General features: G+C 71.5%; 13 protein-coding genes. 6 read left to right on the top strand and 7 right to left on the bottom strand.

Annotated features, from left to right (window positions below; translation table 11 throughout):
* Nucleotides 1-145: 145 nt before the first annotated feature.
* Entirely contained in the window at nucleotides 146-1798 is a 1653-nt protein-coding gene (aceB, locus tag ACFWIS_RS17725; RefSeq protein ID WP_380450857.1) for a malate synthase A, read from the top strand.
* A 145-nt stretch (nucleotides 1799-1943) separates the two neighbouring features.
* Nucleotides 1944-2345, top strand: coding sequence for a gamma-glutamylcyclotransferase (locus ACFWIS_RS17720; RefSeq protein WP_380450856.1), 402 nt, complete (start codon nucleotides 1944-1946; stop codon nucleotides 2343-2345).
* Nucleotides 2346-2674: 329 nt separating this feature from the next.
* On the opposite strand, the gene ACFWIS_RS17715 is transcribed toward ACFWIS_RS17720, so the two are convergent.
* From ACFWIS_RS17715 to ACFWIS_RS17685, 7 genes are all read right to left on the bottom strand, one after another.
* Entirely contained in the window at nucleotides 2675-4060 is a 1386-nt protein-coding gene (locus tag ACFWIS_RS17715; RefSeq protein WP_380450854.1) for an 8-oxoguanine deaminase, read from the bottom strand.
* 70 nt (nucleotides 4061-4130) lie between these two features.
* A complete protein-coding gene (locus ACFWIS_RS17710) occupies nucleotides 4131-5642 on the bottom strand; it encodes a nucleobase:cation symporter-2 family protein (protein ID WP_380450851.1) in 1512 nt (503 codons plus the stop codon).
* Nucleotides 5643-5919: 277 nt separating this feature from the next.
* On the bottom strand, nucleotides 5920-6840 hold the full coding sequence (pucL, locus tag ACFWIS_RS17705; protein WP_380450849.1) for a factor-independent urate hydroxylase: 921 nt from the start codon (nucleotides 6838-6840) through the stop codon (nucleotides 5920-5922).
* 30 nt (nucleotides 6841-6870) lie between these two features.
* Nucleotides 6871-7206, bottom strand: coding sequence for a hydroxyisourate hydrolase (gene uraH, locus ACFWIS_RS17700; protein WP_188309321.1), 336 nt, complete (start codon nucleotides 7204-7206; stop codon nucleotides 6871-6873).
* 106 nt (nucleotides 7207-7312) lie between these two features.
* Complete coding sequence (gene uraD / locus ACFWIS_RS17695) at nucleotides 7313-7816, bottom strand: 2-oxo-4-hydroxy-4-carboxy-5-ureidoimidazoline decarboxylase (protein ID WP_380450846.1); 504 nt, start codon at nucleotides 7814-7816, stop codon at nucleotides 7313-7315.
* A gap of 216 nt (nucleotides 7817-8032) precedes the next feature.
* Complete coding sequence (locus ACFWIS_RS17690) at nucleotides 8033-8413, bottom strand: helix-turn-helix domain-containing protein (protein WP_380450843.1); 381 nt, start codon at nucleotides 8411-8413, stop codon at nucleotides 8033-8035.
* Entirely contained in the window at nucleotides 8410-8664 is a 255-nt protein-coding gene (locus ACFWIS_RS17685) for a thiamine-binding protein (RefSeq protein ID WP_380450841.1), read from the bottom strand. The genes ACFWIS_RS17690 and ACFWIS_RS17685 overlap by 4 nt, the downstream gene beginning before the upstream one ends.
* A gap of 209 nt (nucleotides 8665-8873) precedes the next feature.
* Between ACFWIS_RS17685 and ACFWIS_RS17680 the strand changes: the two genes are divergently transcribed.
* The 4 genes from ACFWIS_RS17680 (at nucleotide 8874) to allB (ending at nucleotide 13973) form a co-directional block, all read left to right on the top strand.
* Nucleotides 8874-9716 (top strand): TIM barrel protein, encoded by an 843-nt coding sequence (locus ACFWIS_RS17680; protein ID WP_380450838.1) that lies wholly within the window; start codon nucleotides 8874-8876, stop codon nucleotides 9714-9716.
* Between the two features lie 85 nt (nucleotides 9717-9801).
* Nucleotides 9802-10695, top strand: a complete 894-nt coding sequence (locus tag ACFWIS_RS17675; protein WP_380450836.1) for a 2-hydroxy-3-oxopropionate reductase — start codon at nucleotides 9802-9804, stop codon at nucleotides 10693-10695.
* Between the two features lie 543 nt (nucleotides 10696-11238).
* Complete coding sequence (locus ACFWIS_RS17670) at nucleotides 11239-12381, top strand: glycerate kinase (protein WP_380450833.1); 1143 nt, start codon at nucleotides 11239-11241, stop codon at nucleotides 12379-12381.
* Between the two features lie 200 nt (nucleotides 12382-12581).
* Complete coding sequence (gene allB / locus ACFWIS_RS17665; protein ID WP_380450830.1) at nucleotides 12582-13973, top strand: allantoinase AllB; 1392 nt, start codon at nucleotides 12582-12584, stop codon at nucleotides 13971-13973.
* Nucleotides 13974-14006: the final 33 nt, after the last annotated feature.

The following is a 14006-nucleotide window of genomic DNA, read 5'->3' as shown; positions in this document are numbered from 1 at the left end:
CGTTGAAATTCTGTATCGCGGAAACTAGTCTCCACCTTACAGAATCGAATTCGCCGACAGGCGGGTAACGATCGAGGAAGTTCCCGAGGAGGCTCCCACCGGAGCTCCCTTCGCCAGGCTCAACCGTCTTAGGAGTGTCCTGCTCATGGCTGCAGATCAGGGGCCCGTCGGCGCCTCCCCCGCCGCTCCGGTCGTCACTGTCGCCGGTCCGCGCGTCCACCGGGCCGAGGAGGTGCTCACCCCGGAGGCGGTCGCCTTCGTCGTGGGCCTCCATCGCGCCTTCGAGGGTCGCCGACAGGAACTGCTGGCCAGGCGGAAGAGTCGACGCGCCGAGATCGCCCGCACCGGCACACTGGACTTCCTCCCCGAGACCGCCGACGTCCGGGCCGGCGACTGGAAGGTCGCCGAGGCGCCGCGCGCGCTCCAGGACCGCCGGGTCGAGATCACCGGCCCCACCGACCGCAAGATGGTCATCAACGCCCTCAACTCCGGGGCGAAGATCTGGCTCGCCGACTTCGAGGACGCCACCTCCCCGACCTGGGAGAACGTGGTCAGCGGCCAGGTCAACCTGATCGACGCCCTCGAGGGCCGGATCGACTTCACCAGCACGGCCGGCAAGGCCTACACCCTCAAGCCCGCCGCCGAACTCGCCACCGTCGTGGTCCGCCCGCGCGGCTGGCACCTGGACGAGAACCACCTGCTGGTCGACGGCGTCCCGGTGGCCGGAGCGTTCGTCGACTTCGGCCTGTACTTCTTCCACAACGCCGCCCGGCTGCTCGCCAAGGGCGCCGAGGACCCCAACTCCGGCCCCTACTTCTACCTGCCGAAGACCGAGAGCCACCTCGAGGCCCGGCTCTGGAACGACGTGTTCACCCACGCCCAGGCCGAGCTGGGCATCCCGCACGGCACCGTCCGGGCCACCGTGCTGATCGAGACCATCACCGCGGCCTTCGAGATGGACGAGATCCTCTACGAGCTGCGCGACCACGCGGCCGGCCTCAACGCCGGGCGCTGGGACTACCTGTTCTCGATCGTGAAGAACTTCCGCGACGCGGGCGAGCACTACATCCTGCCGGACCGCAACAGCGTCACCATGGCCTCGCCGTTCATGGCCGCCTACACCCGCCTGCTGGTGCGCACCTGCCACCGGCGCGGCGCCCACGCGATCGGCGGCATGGCGGCCTTCATCCCCAGCCGCCGGGACCCCGAGGTCAACGCCGCCGCGCTGGAGAAGGTCAAGGCGGACAAGGACCGCGAGGCCGGCAACGGCTTCGACGGCTCGTGGGTCGCCCACCCGGACCTCGTCCCGGTCGCCCGGGCCTCCTTCGACGCGGTGCTCGGCGAGCGGCCGAACCAGAAGGACAACCCCGGCCCGACCGAGCCGGTCACCGCCGCCGACCTGCTCGACATCGCCGGGGCCGGCGGCACCTGCACCCGCGCGGGGCTGCACAACGCCGTCCAGGTCGGCGTCCGCTACATCGAGGCGTGGCTGCGCGGGATCGGTGCGGTCGGCATCTTCAACATGATGGAGGACGCCGCCACCGCCGAGATCTCGCGCTCGCAGATCTGGCAGTGGATCCACAACGGGGTCGTGCTGTCCGACACCGGCGAGAAGGCCACCGCCGAGCTGGTGCGCACCCTGGTCGCCACCGAACTGGCCGAGCTCCGCTCCGAGTTCGGCGACCAGGCCTACCAGGCCGGCCGCTGGCGCGAGGCCGCCCAGCTCTTCGAACAGGTCGCCCTGGCCGAGGAGTTCGCGGACTTCCTGACCCTCCCCGCGCTGCCCCTGCTGGGCTGAGCACCAATCTATCCGCCGACGCCACCGCTGCCGCCTGCCGGGCTGTAGCAGTCCCGCCGCCCAATGCTCCGTTCCGTACGGCGACGAATCCACCTGTCCTCTCGTCGCCGTACGGAACGGTCTTTTCTTTCCGAGGAGTTCACTGATGGCACGCATCTTCTTCAACGGCCAGGCGATGGTCGGCGGACCGTTCCACGAGAATGTCGCCGACGCCCTGATCGGTCCGGCCCGCACCGCGCCCGGCTACCGCTTCTTCTCCATCGACCACAGCGGCGGGACGGACGTCTGCCCGGGGCTGCTGCCCGCCCCGGAGGTCGACAGCGCGATCGAGGGCGAGCTGTACGAGATCAGCCTGGAGCGCCTGCGGGACGTCATCCTGCCCGGCGAGCCCAGGGAGCTGGAGCTCGGCGTGATCGAATTGGAGGACGGCTCGGCGTGCTTCTCGATGCTGCTGGCCCGCGGCGAGGTCGAGCGCGGCGTGCACCGGGAGATCACCCACCACGGTGGCTGGCGCGCCTACTTGGGGACGCTGGGGCGTACGGCCTGAGGCACGTGGCCTGAGGGGAACGGCCAACAGCGAACAGGGAACAACAAACAGCGAACAGATAACGGATGACAACTTTCGTCATCTGTTATCTGTTCGCTGTCGTCTGTCCGCTCTTCCTTCCCCTTCCCCGTCCCCGTCCCCGTCTCCGTCTCCCGCCCCGTCCCGTCCCCGCCTCCCCGCCCCGCCCTCCGCGCGCGCCGCGGCCCCGAACCCTCGCCGTGGGTTCGGGGCCGCGAGTCCGTACACCCTGGCGGGCGTACGGAGTCCGGGTCGCGCACCGTCCCTGGGCGCGCTCCCGGAGCTCCTTGGTGTTGTCGGGCGGAGGACCGTCAAACCGGCCGGGAGGCCAGCTCCTTGGCGGCGCGGGCGCAGGCGCGCGCGATCCGGTCCTCGTTGACGGTGGTCAGCTCGCCCTTCTCGACCACGGCGTTGCCGTTGACGAACAGCGTCGCCAGCGGCGGCAGCGCGCCGAAGGTGAGGGCCGCGACCGGGTCGGCGATCGAGGAGTGCATGACTCCGTCGATCTTCCACAGCGCCAGGTCGGCCAACTTGCCGACCTCGATCGAGCCGATCTCGTTCTGCCGCCCGAGCACCCGGGCGCCGCCCATGGTGCCCAGCCGCAGTGCCTGGCGCCCGGTCAGCGCGGTCGGGTAGCCGTGCAGGCGGTTGATCAGCAGCGCGTTGCGCAGCTCGGTGCCCAGCTCGCCGGACTCGTTGGAGGCGGTGCCGTCGACGCCGAGCCCGACCGGTACGCCGGCCTTGAGCATGTCCGGGACCCGGGCGATGCCGGCGGCCAGCCGGGCGTTGGAGGACGGGCAGTGCGCCACGCCGGTGCCGGTCTCGGCGAACTTGGCGATGTCGGAGTCGTTCATGTGGACGCAGTGCGCCATCCAGACGTCCTCGCCGAGCCAGCCGACCGACTCGAAGTAGTCCGTCGGCCCCATGCCGAACAGCTCCTTGCAGAACTGCTCCTCCTCGGCCGTCTCGGAGCCGTGGGTGTGCAGCCGGACGCCCTTGCGGCGGGCGAGTTCGGCGGACTGGCGGAGCAGGTCGGTGGAGACCGAGAAGGGCGAGCAGGGCGCCAGCGCGACGTGCAGCATCGAGCCGAACGAGGAGTCGTGGTAGCGGTCCACGGCGGCCTCGGAGGCGGCCAGGATGTCGTCCAGCTCCTCGACGGCGTGGTCCGGCGGCAGCCCGCCGTCCTTCTTGCTGCGGTCCATCGAGCCGCGCAGCGCGGTGAAGCGCAGGCCGAGCTCCTGGACGGCCTCGATGGAGGCGCCGAGGACGTCCCCGCCGTCCTTGGGGAAGACGTAGTGGTGGTCCGAGGCGGTGGTGCAGCCGGACTTGAGCAGGGCGGCGGCCGAGCCCTGGCTGGCGGCGTGCACGAGCTTCTCGTCGATCCGGGCCCAGGTCGGGTAGAGGGCGACCAGCCAGTCGAACAGGATGTTGTCCTGGGCGAGGCCGCGGGTGATCCACTGGTAGAAGTGGTGGTGGGTGTTGACCAGGCCGGGGGTGAGCAGGTGCCCCTCGCCGTTGATCCGGCGCACCACGTTGTCCAGCCAGTTCGGGGCGGCGCCGTTGCCGACGGATTCGATCCGGTTGCCGAGGATGACCACGTGGCCACGGGTGTACTCGGTGTCGACGGCGTCGACGGTGGCGATCGCGACGTTCTCGATCACGATCCGCTGGTCGGCGGGCGGGGGCTGGACTGCCATGGTGTCACTCCTATGGGGGGAGGGCCAGGAGGGGCGCGCACTCAGTGGCGCGCGCCCCCGCCCGGATCGGTCAGGACGGTGTCGCCGTCGGCACCGTCGCGCCGGAGCCCTGGCCGGATCTGGATTCGGATCCAGATCCAGATCCAGTTCCAGATTCGGATTCGGATCCGGACCGGCGGACGGCTCCGACGTGGTGGAAGAGCAGGTTGAGCAGGACGGCCATCACGCAGCCGGCCGAGATCCCCGAGTGCATCAGGGTCCGGACGGCCTCCGGGAAGGCGTCGTAGAAGGTGGGTACGGCGATCGGGATGATGCCGACCCCGAGCGAGACCGAAACCAGGATGGTGTTGGCGCTGGACTCCATGCCGGCCTCCGCGAGGGTGCGGATCCCGCTCGCCGCGACCGTGCCGAACAGCACGATCCCGGCGCCGCCGAGGACGGGTTGCGGTACCAGGGAGACGACCGAACCGAGTACGGGGAAGAGCCCCAACAGGATCAGGATGCCTCCGCCGGCCGCGACCACGAAGCGGCTGCGGATCTTGGTCAGCGCCACCAGCCCGATGTTCTGGGCGAAGGCGCTGGCGGCGAAGCCGTTGAAGACGGGGCTGATCGCGGTGGCCAGTCCGTCGGCCCGCAGGCCGGCGGCGAGCGTGGGTTCGTCGGCCTCGCGCTCGACGATCTTGCCGAGGGCGAGCATGTCGGCGGTGGACTCGGTCATCGAGACCACCATGACGATGCACATCGAGATGATCGCGGCGGCGTCGAACATCGGCGCGCCGAAGTGGAACGGCGACGGGAGCGCGAAGACCTTCGCGTCCTGGACCGCGCCGAAGTCGGCCAGCCCCAGCGGGAAGGCGATCAGGGTGCCGAACGCCAGGCCGATGAGCAGGGACAACTGCTGCCAGAAGCCGCGCAGCAGCCGGTTGCAGAGCACCACCGCGACGAGGGTGATCGCGGCGAGGCCGATGGCCCGCATGGAGCCGTACCCGGGGGCGCTCGGCGAACCGCCGCGCGCCCAGTTCACGGCCACCGGGAGCAGGGACACCCCGATGAGGGTGATCACGGTGCCCTGTACGACCGGGGGGAAGAACCGGATGAGCTTGCAGAAGTACGGCGCCGCGAGGAAGCACAGGACCCCCGCGACGATCACCGCGCCGAAGATCACCGGGAGGGCGTTCTTCGGACCGTGCTCGTTGGCGATGGCGATCATGGGCGCGACGCCCGCGAACGACACGCCGTTCACGAACGGCAGCCGCGCGCCGATCTTCCAGACCCCGAGGGTCTGGAGCAGGGTGGCCAGTCCGGCGGTGAACAGGCTGGCCGATATCAGCAGGGCGAGGTCGGCGGCGGAGAGCCCGACGCCGGCGCCGACGATGAGCGGGGGTGCGACGACTCCCGCGTACATCGCGGCGACGTGCTGGAGCCCGGTGGAGAACAGCTTCACCGGTGGCAGCACCTCGTCCACGGGGTGGGTTCCGGAGCCGGACGGCACGCCTGGGAGGCGGGTTGAGGTGCCGTCCGGGCCCGGGGTTCTTGCTGGGGTGGAACCGCCGTCGTTACTGCTGGTGTTGCTGGGTGCCATGTCGAGCCCCTCTTGTGCCCGTGGCTCCCGGCGCGCCCGTGGCGCTGGAGACCCCCGAGGGCGGGACGGCGGAGCAAGGATCCCTCGGGACGCTTCTCCAGTGCCCCGGGCCGGCCGCCGTGAGGCAGACACGAACTCCGGTTGGTGGGGGTGGAGAAACAGGTGGTGCGGGAACGGGTGGTGCGGGAACGGGTGGTACTGGGACCGGTGGTGCGGGAACGGGTGGTACTGGGACCGGTGGTGCGGGAAGGCGTGGTGCGGGCGGGGGCGGGGGAGGTCAGACGACCGGGATGACCGGGACGACGCCCTCGCGGTGCACGGTGCCCTCGATCAGGCCGTACATCCGGTCCGCCGCGTAGTAGACCTCGTTCTCGTTCTTGAGCCCGAAGGGCTCCAGGTCGACGAGGAAGTGGTGCTTGTTGGGCAGTTCGAGACGGACCTCGTCAACCTCGGCGCGGTTGTTGAGGACCCGGGTGCCCATCGAGTGCAGGGTCTGCTGCAGCGAGTAGGAGTAGGTCTCGGCGAACGCCTCCAGCATGTGCCGCTTCACATGGGTGTAGGAGCGGTTCCAGTTGGGCTGGGCCTCGCCGTCGCGACCGCTGTAGCCGTACTTCCAGCGGGCGGTGACCTGGGTGGCGAGGATGCGGTCGTACGCCTCCTGGAGGGTGGTGTACTGGTCCTTGATGTAGCCCCAGAACTCCGAGTTGGTGGAGTTCATGACGACGAGGTCCTTCAGGCCGGAGATGACCTGGACCTTCTCGCCGTCGTAGACGACCTCGGTGGTGCGGGTCTCCTGGCCGTTGCGGACGAAGGAGTGGCCGACCTCCTCGGAGCCGATGAAGCGGGCCGAGCTGTCGGGCGTCCGGATCCGGTCCCAGGTGTACTCCTCGATCCGGATCCGGGCGCTGTGCACGACGCCGCGCTCGGTGTCGTCGACGAAGTGCCGGGCCAGCAGGATGCCGAAGGCCTCGGCGGAGTCGATGCCGTACTCCTTGGCGAAGGCGTAGACGGTGTTCTTGGTGGTGTCGGTGGGAAGGCAGTTGGCGTTGGACCCGGTGAGGTGGACGTCCTCGAACTCGCCCTGGAGGGAGACCGAGACGTTGAGGTCCTTGATCTCGTGCCGCGTGGAGTCGCGGTAGACCCGGACGATGCGGTTCTCCGCCTTGCCGTACTGGTTCTGACCGAGCACGTGGGCCATGACAGGCTCCTAAGCTTCCAGGTCGGTCTACTAGCTTCCGCGGTAGACCGAGTATCCGAACGGGTTCAGCAGCAGCGGCACGTGGTAGTGGTGCTGCTCGGGCGCGACCGTGAAGACGATCGAGACCTCGGGGAAGAACGGCGGCTCGGCGGACTTCAGCGCGTAGTACGCGCCGGTGTCGAAGAGCAGCCGGACGACCGAGCCCGCCTCCACGGCCGGCAGGTCCTTGACCCGGCCGTCGGAGTCCGTGGCGGAGGTGCCGAGCACCTGCCAGCCACCCTCGGTGTGCAGTGCGAGCTCGACCGGGACACCCTCGGCCGGGCGGCCGAGGCTGGTGTCGAGCACGTGGGTGGAGATGCCAGTCATGGGTGAAGTGACCTTACTGATGGCAGAGGTGGTGGTGCGTCAGATCATGTGTGGTGGCCGTCCGGGGGTGGGGACGTCCCGCCCGCGAATCATTCTTGACGAAGCGTCAGGAAGCGTCGAGGAGGCGGTTGAGCCGAATGTCGTTGATCTTGCGCAGCTCGCCCCGGACGATCTCCGCCTCGGTGGTGGGGTCGTTGGGCAGGCGCTCGCGCAGCGCCGCGAGCATGGTGGCCGCGGTGCGGCCGGTCGCGCAGATCAGGAACACGTGGCCGAACTTGGCCTCGTAGTCGGTGTTGGCCCCGCGCAGTTCGTCGAGGACCGCTTGGTCCACGCCCTGGAGGCCGGCCTGTTCGCGCTCGGAGGTGGCGTCGCCCGTCCTGGGCTGGCCGATCCGGGCGTGTCCGGCCATCGCGTCGCGCAGGTCCGCGTCGGTCAGGTCGGCCATCGCCGCCGCGTTGGCGGCGAGCAGGGCCTCCCGGCTGGACCAGGGCTCGGCCTCCGCGACCGCGGCGGCCCAACGGGGGCTGGAGCATACCTCCAGCAGGATCTCTGCCAGTTCCGCGGCATCGGCTGCGGCCAGGGCGTCAAGGGTGTGGGGGTGGTTGGTCACGGGTGGACCTCCTGAAGAGTGGTGCCACCCGGAAAAGCTAGATCGGCCCCACCCAGCCGTCAACAGTTTGTTGAACGGTTGGTGGTTACGTTTTGAACCGGCCCGCGATGCGGGGCCCTTTCGTGTGCGATTCGCCAAGTGCGCCCCGCCGTGGGCCGATCCAGACTTCTCGGCACCGGCGGGGTCACCCGTTCTGCGGCTCATCGTGGGCCGCGCTCAGGACGGCTTGGAGCCGTCCTGGCGGTTCAGGTAGTTGTACACGGTGAAGCGGCTGACGCCCAGGGCCGAGGCGACCGTCTCGACGCCGTGGCGGACGGTGAACGCGCCGCGCTCCTCCAGGAGGGCGACCACCCGCTGCTTCTCCCAGCGGTCCAGCTCGGCCAGCGGGCGGCCGTCGAACTGCCGGGTCATCTCGGTCAGCAGCCGGTCCAGCGCACTGCTCAGGTGCGGCAGTCGGACGGCGAGGGCCGGGGTGCCCTCCCACTCCAGGACGACGTCCTCGGCCTTCGCCTCGTCCAGCGGGACGGGCGTCGCGCCGACCGCGTCCAGCAGCGGCTTGATCGCCGCGGCGAGCGGGTGTTCCACGTGCTCGGTCACGGCGTACCGCCCTCCTCGTCCAGCAGGCTGACCTGGACGGAGATGCGGGTCGCCCCGGCCTCCAGGGTCTCCCGGAGCAGTCGGGTCACCGCGGTGAGTACCTGCTCGGCCTCGCCCTCGGCGCCGGTCCCGAAGGGCCCGACCGACACGTCCAGGCCGGCCTCGTCGACGACCTTGCGGGCCGCAGCGGCGTGCTCGGGGAACGTGTCCAATTCGAACGGTTCTGTCGTGAACTCCACCATCAATCGCACCTGCTCACTGTATCGAGCGGGGGTGGGCGGGGGCAGGGGCTGGGCGATCGAACAGTCGCGGGCCTGGTGAGCGGGCCCCTTCGGGCTACTTCAACAAAATGTTGCGGCAGCCTTGACACCCACTCGGCAGGCCGGAGATGCTTCCACCACACAGAATCCCTCTTCCGGATCGTGGAAGTTGCGGATGAAGGAAGAGAGAGTGAGAGGTGATGGACGTGACGGCGGCTGCCAAGCACGGCTTCACGGTCAACCTGTCGATCCTGTTCGGCGAACTCCCGCTGCTGGAGCGCCCCGCGGCCGCCGCCGCGGCCGGCTTCACGGCCGCCGAGCTCTGGTGGCCGTTCGGCACCGAGCACAGCCCGGGCCGGGCCGAACTCGACGCGGTGCGCAAGGCGTTCAGTGACGCCGGGGTCCGGCTCACCGGCCTCAACTTCCTCGACGACCTCAGCCAGGGTGCCCGGGGTACCGTCTCGGTCCCGTCCGAGCGGGACCGCTTCCGGGCCAACCTCCCGGTCGCCGCGGAACTCGCCGCCTCGCTCGGTGCCACCGCGCTCAACGCGCTGTACGGCAACCGGATCGAGGGCGTCGAGCCGGCCGAGCAGGACGCGCTGGCGCTGGAGAACCTGGTGCTCGCCGCACAGGCGGCGCACGAGATCGGCGCCGTCCTGCTGATCGAGGCCCTCAACAAGGCCGAGTCCCCGGACTACCCGCTGGTCTCCGCGGCCGCCGCCGTCGAGGTGGTCGACAAGGTCAACGCCGCCACCGGCCTGGGGAACGCCCGGTTCCTCTGCGACCTCTACCACCTGGCCATGAACGGCGAGGACCTGGCGGCCGTCATCGACCTCCACGCCGACAAGATCGGCCACGTGCAGATCGCCGACAACCCCGGCCGCAACGAGCCCGGCACCGGTGAGCTGGACTTCGAGGACCTGTTCGCCCGGCTCAGCGCCGCCGGCTACACCGGCTCGATCGGCCTGGAGTACCGGCCCTCGTCCGGCGTCAGCGCCGACAGCTTCGACTGGCTGCCGCGCGAGCTGCGCGCGGCCCGTTAGGGCCTGTCCGGCGGCAGCCCGGCAGGCGCCGGCGCGGCCGGGCGTCACACCCCTCCCCACCCGCACACGTAAGGAACCCGACGCGATGAGCGCCTCCCGCAAGATTGCCTTCGTCGGCCTCGGCATCATGGGCAAGCCCATGGCCGTCAACCTGGTCAAGGCCGGCCACCACGTGACCGGCTTCGACCTCTCCCAGGCCTCGATCGACACCGTGGTCGCGGCCGGCGGCCACGGCGCCGCCAGCATCGCCGACGCGGTGAAGGACGCCGAGATCGTGGTCACCATGGTCCCGGCCGACCCGCACGTCGAGGCGGTCATCCTCGGCGAGGGCGGCGTCCTGGAGAACGTCCAGCCGGGCACCCTGGTGATCGACATGTCCTCGATCACCCCGCAGACCTCCATCAAGGTCGGCAAGGCCGCCCGGGAGAAGGGCGTGCGCACCCTGGACGCCCCGGTCTCCGGTGGCGAGGCCGGCGCCGTCGAGGCGGTGCTGTCGATCATGGTCGGCGGCGAGGCGGCGGACTTCGCCGAGGCCAAGCCGCTGTTCGACGCGCTGGGCACCACGGTCGTCCACGTCGGCCCGGACGGCGCCGGCCAGACCGTCAAGGCCGCCAACCAGCTGATCGTCGCGGTCAACATCCAGGTGCTCGCCGAGGCCGTGGTGTTCCTGGAGAACGCCGGGGTCGACCTCGGCGCCGCGCTGGACGTGCTCGGCGGCGGCCTGGCCGGATCCACCGTGCTCAACCGCAAGAAGGCGAACATGCTCAACCGCGAGTTCGCCCCCGGCTTCCGGATCGACCTGCACCACAAGGACATGGGCATCGTCACCGACGCCGCGCGCGCCGTGGGCGCCGCGCTGCCGGTCGGCGCCGTGGTGGCCCAGCTGGTCGCCTCCGCCCGCGCCAACGGCGACGGCTCGCTCGACCACTCGGCGCTGCTGCGCGGCGTCGAGCGGCTCTCCGGCCGCGACGTGGCGTGACGCGACGTGGCGTAACGACATGGCGTAGCGCGACATGGCGTAACCCGAGGTGGCGCAACGACATGGCGTAGCGCGATATGGCGTAACCCGAGGTGGCCGAACACCTCCCGAAAACTCCTCCTGGTGGCGTGTACCTGATCCGGTCGTGCCCGCGCCACCAGGAGGCCAGGCCCGACCGGCGCGCGGGCAGGGGCTCATCCGCCCGCCCGCCGGTCGACCCAAGCCGGTGACGCGCACACCCTTCCCTGGGGGGCACTTCGGTCGTGCCGCACGCGCGTCGCCTGGCCCCCTCCCCGCCGAGGGGAGCCCCTCGTACGTCGGAAGCGGGACGAGGGGAACGGCGGGGAGGGGGTCGCACCGACCACGGTCGTGCCGCCCTCCGCGGGCCCGGTCGCACGCCCGGCCGCACTGCCCTCCGGGGCCAGCGGCACTGCCCTCCGGGTCCGGCCGTGCCGCCCTCCGCGGGGGGTCGCGGTCCCGGGGCCACCGGACCCATGCTTGTCGAACCACTGCCAGACCCCCGTACGGAAGTGAGGACCACCGATGCCCCCCACCCCCCTCCAGGGCCATGTGGTCGTAGCGCCGGACAAGTTCAAGGGCAGCCTGGAGGGCGCCGAGGTCGCCGCCCGGATCGCCGCCGGCATCCGGCGCGCCGCGCCCGGCACCGAGGTCCGCGAACTGCCCGTCGCCGACGGCGGCGAGGGCACCCTGGCCGCGGCGCTCGCGGCCGGCTTCACCCGGGTCCCGGCCAAGGTGGCCGGCCCGACCGGCCTGCCGGTGGACGCCGCGCTCGCCGTCCGCGGCGACACCGCCGTGGTCGAGCTGGCCCAGGCGTCCGGGCTGGCCCGGCTGCCCGGCGGCCGGACCGCCCCGCTCGCGGCCGGCTCCTACGGCGTCGGCCAGCTGATCGGCCGGGCGGTGTCGATGGGCGCCAAGCGGATCGTGCTGGGCCTCGGCGGCAGTGCCTGCACCGACGGCGGGGCCGGCATGGTGCAGGCCCTCGGGGTCCGGCTGCGGGACGCCGACGACGTCGAACTGCCGCCCGGCGGCGCCGCGTTGACCCGGCTGGAGCGGATCGACCCCGGTCCGCTGGCCGAACTGCTGACCGGCGTGGAGGTCGTGGTCGCCTGCGACGTGGACAACCCGCTGCTCGGCCCGCGCGGCGCCACCGCCGTCTACGGCCCGCAGAAGGGCGCCGACGGGGACGACCTGGTGGTCCTGGAGCAGGGGTTGACCCGCTTCGCCGACCGGGTCGCCGCGGTGACCGGGCGGGACGTACGGGAGGCCCCCGGCGCCGGGGCCGCGGGCGGGGTGGGCTTCGCCGCCCTCGCCCTGCTCGGCGCCACCATGCGACCCGGTATCGAGCTGCTGCTCGAACTGCTGGGTTTCGACGAGGCCGTGCGTGGGGCACGCCTCGTCGTCACCGGTGAGGGCTGCCTGGACGCTCAGACGCTCCATGGCAAGGCCCCCGCCGGAGTCGCCGCGGCGGCTGCCCGGGCGGGGGTTCGGGTGGCCGCCGTGGCGGGTCGGCTGGAGCTGTCCGAGCCCGAGTGGCGGGCGGCCGGCTTCACCGCCGCGATCGCGCTCACCGACCTGGCCGAGCAGCCGGGGGACAGCATGGCCAGGGCCGGCGAGCTGGCCGAGGTGGCGGGGGAGCGGTTGGCCGGGGCGCTGCTGCCGGGCTGAGCCCTCGTACGTTCCTCCATTGACGTTTTGTTGAAGGCGGGCCTAGGCTCCCGGCAATCCTTCGGTTCCCGCCCACTTCGACCACCCGTCCGACCACCCGCGAGCGCCTCCCCGGGCCGCGTGGTCCGGTGTGTCCCCGCCTACCCCGGGTACCCGCGAGTACCCCCCGTCCCGCCCAGTTCCAGGTTTCGGAGGTCCCCATGCCGTTCAGCCAGCCAGCGGTGATCCGCTCCCGCCGGGCGGTGCTGCCCGACGGCGAGCGCCCCGCGGACGTGCTGATCCGGGACGGCAGGATCGAGCAGGTCGCCGCCCACGGCTCGCTGGTGGTCGGCGACAGCGAACTCGTAGACCTCGGCGACACCGCCCTGCTGCCCGGCCTGGTCGACACCCACGTGCACGTCAACGAGCCCGGCCGCACCGAGTGGGAGGGCTTCGCCACCGCCACCCGGGCCGCCGCAGCCGGCGGCGTCACCACGATCATCGACATGCCGCTCAACTCCGTCCCGCCCACCACCACGGTCGCGGGGCTGGACGTCAAGCGGAAGACCGCCGAGGGCCAGGCCTGGGTCGACCTCGGCTTCTGGGGCGGGGCGGTCCCGGGCAACGTCGCGGACCTCGAACCCCTGCACCGGGCAGGCGTGTTCGGCTTCAAGAGCTTCCTCGCGCCGTCCGGCGTGGACGAGTTCCCGCACGTCGAGGCGGCCGACCTGGAGGCCGCCCTGGCCGAGCAGGCCCGGATCGGCGCACTGGCGATCATCCACGCCGAGGACCCGGCCGTCCTGGCCGCCGCGCCGCAGCAACCCGGCGTCCACTACCGGGACTTCCTCGCCTCCCGGCCGGCCGGCGCGGAGACCGCGGCGGTCGCCCACCTGCTCCACACCGCCCGGCGCACCGGCACCCGGGTGCACATCCTGCACGTCTCCTCGGCGGCCGTGCTGCCGCTGCTGCGCAAGGCCCGCGAGGACGGTGTACGGGTGACCGCCGAGACCTGCCCGCACTACCTGACCCTGGCCGCCGAGCAGGTGCCGGACGGCGACACCGCCTTCAAGTGCTGCCCGCCGATCCGCGACGAGGCCAACCGGGACGCGCTCTGGGAGGCCCTGGCGAACGGCGAGTTCGCCGCCGTCGTCTCCGACCACTCGCCGTCCACCCCCGACCTCAAGCTGCTGCCCGAGTACGGCGGCAGCGGCGACTTCGCGGCGGCCTGGGGCGGCATCGCCTCGCTGCAACTGGGCCTGCCCGCCATCTGGACCGAGGCCCGCCGCCGCGGCCACACGCTGGCCGACGTGGTGCGCTGGATGTCCTCCGGACCGGCCGAACTGGTCGGCCTCACCGGCACCAAGGGTGCCATCTCGGCGGGCTGCGACGCCGACCTGGTCGCCTTCGACCCGGACGGAGAATTCGCCGTCCACGCCCGCGAGTTGCACCACCGCAACCCGGTGACCCCGTACGCCGGGCGGACCTTGAGCGGAGCCGTCCGCACCACCTGGCTGCGCGGCCGCGCGGTGGACACCGGCGCCGAGCCGTTCGGCCGGCAACTCACCCGGCCCGACAACTACCGACCCGACAACTTCCGGCGCGACAACTCCTGATCCAACAACTCCCCTTCCGTCAAAGGTTCCTGA

The organism is Kitasatospora sp. NPDC127060, assembly GCF_042724935.1.
Lineage (GTDB): Bacteria > Actinomycetota > Actinomycetes > Streptomycetales > Streptomycetaceae > Kitasatospora.
This window is presented reverse-complemented; position numbering and strand designations above follow the sequence as displayed.

Coding starts and splice junctions, on each gene's coding strand:
- ACFWIS_RS17720 (WP_380450856.1), top strand. CDS start 1,944: ATGGCACGCATCTTCTTCAACGGCCAGGCGATGGTCGGCGGACCGTTC.
- uraH (WP_188309321.1), bottom strand. CDS start 7,206: ATGACTGGCATCTCCACCCACGTGCTCGACACCAGCCTCGGCCGCCCG.
- ACFWIS_RS17670 (WP_380450833.1), top strand. CDS start 11,239: ATGCCCCCCACCCCCCTCCAGGGCCATGTGGTCGTAGCGCCGGACAAG.
- ACFWIS_RS17680 (WP_380450838.1), top strand. CDS start 8,874: ATGGACGTGACGGCGGCTGCCAAGCACGGCTTCACGGTCAACCTGTCG.
- pucL (WP_380450849.1), bottom strand. CDS start 6,840: ATGGCCCACGTGCTCGGTCAGAACCAGTACGGCAAGGCGGAGAACCGC.
- ACFWIS_RS17675 (WP_380450836.1), top strand. CDS start 9,802: ATGAGCGCCTCCCGCAAGATTGCCTTCGTCGGCCTCGGCATCATGGGC.
- allB (WP_380450830.1), top strand. CDS start 12,582: ATGCCGTTCAGCCAGCCAGCGGTGATCCGCTCCCGCCGGGCGGTGCTG.
- ACFWIS_RS17715 (WP_380450854.1), bottom strand. CDS start 4,060: ATGGCAGTCCAGCCCCCGCCCGCCGACCAGCGGATCGTGATCGAGAAC.
- ACFWIS_RS17710 (WP_380450851.1), bottom strand. CDS start 5,642: ATGGCACCCAGCAACACCAGCAGTAACGACGGCGGTTCCACCCCAGCA.
- aceB (WP_380450857.1), top strand. CDS start 146: ATGGCTGCAGATCAGGGGCCCGTCGGCGCCTCCCCCGCCGCTCCGGTC.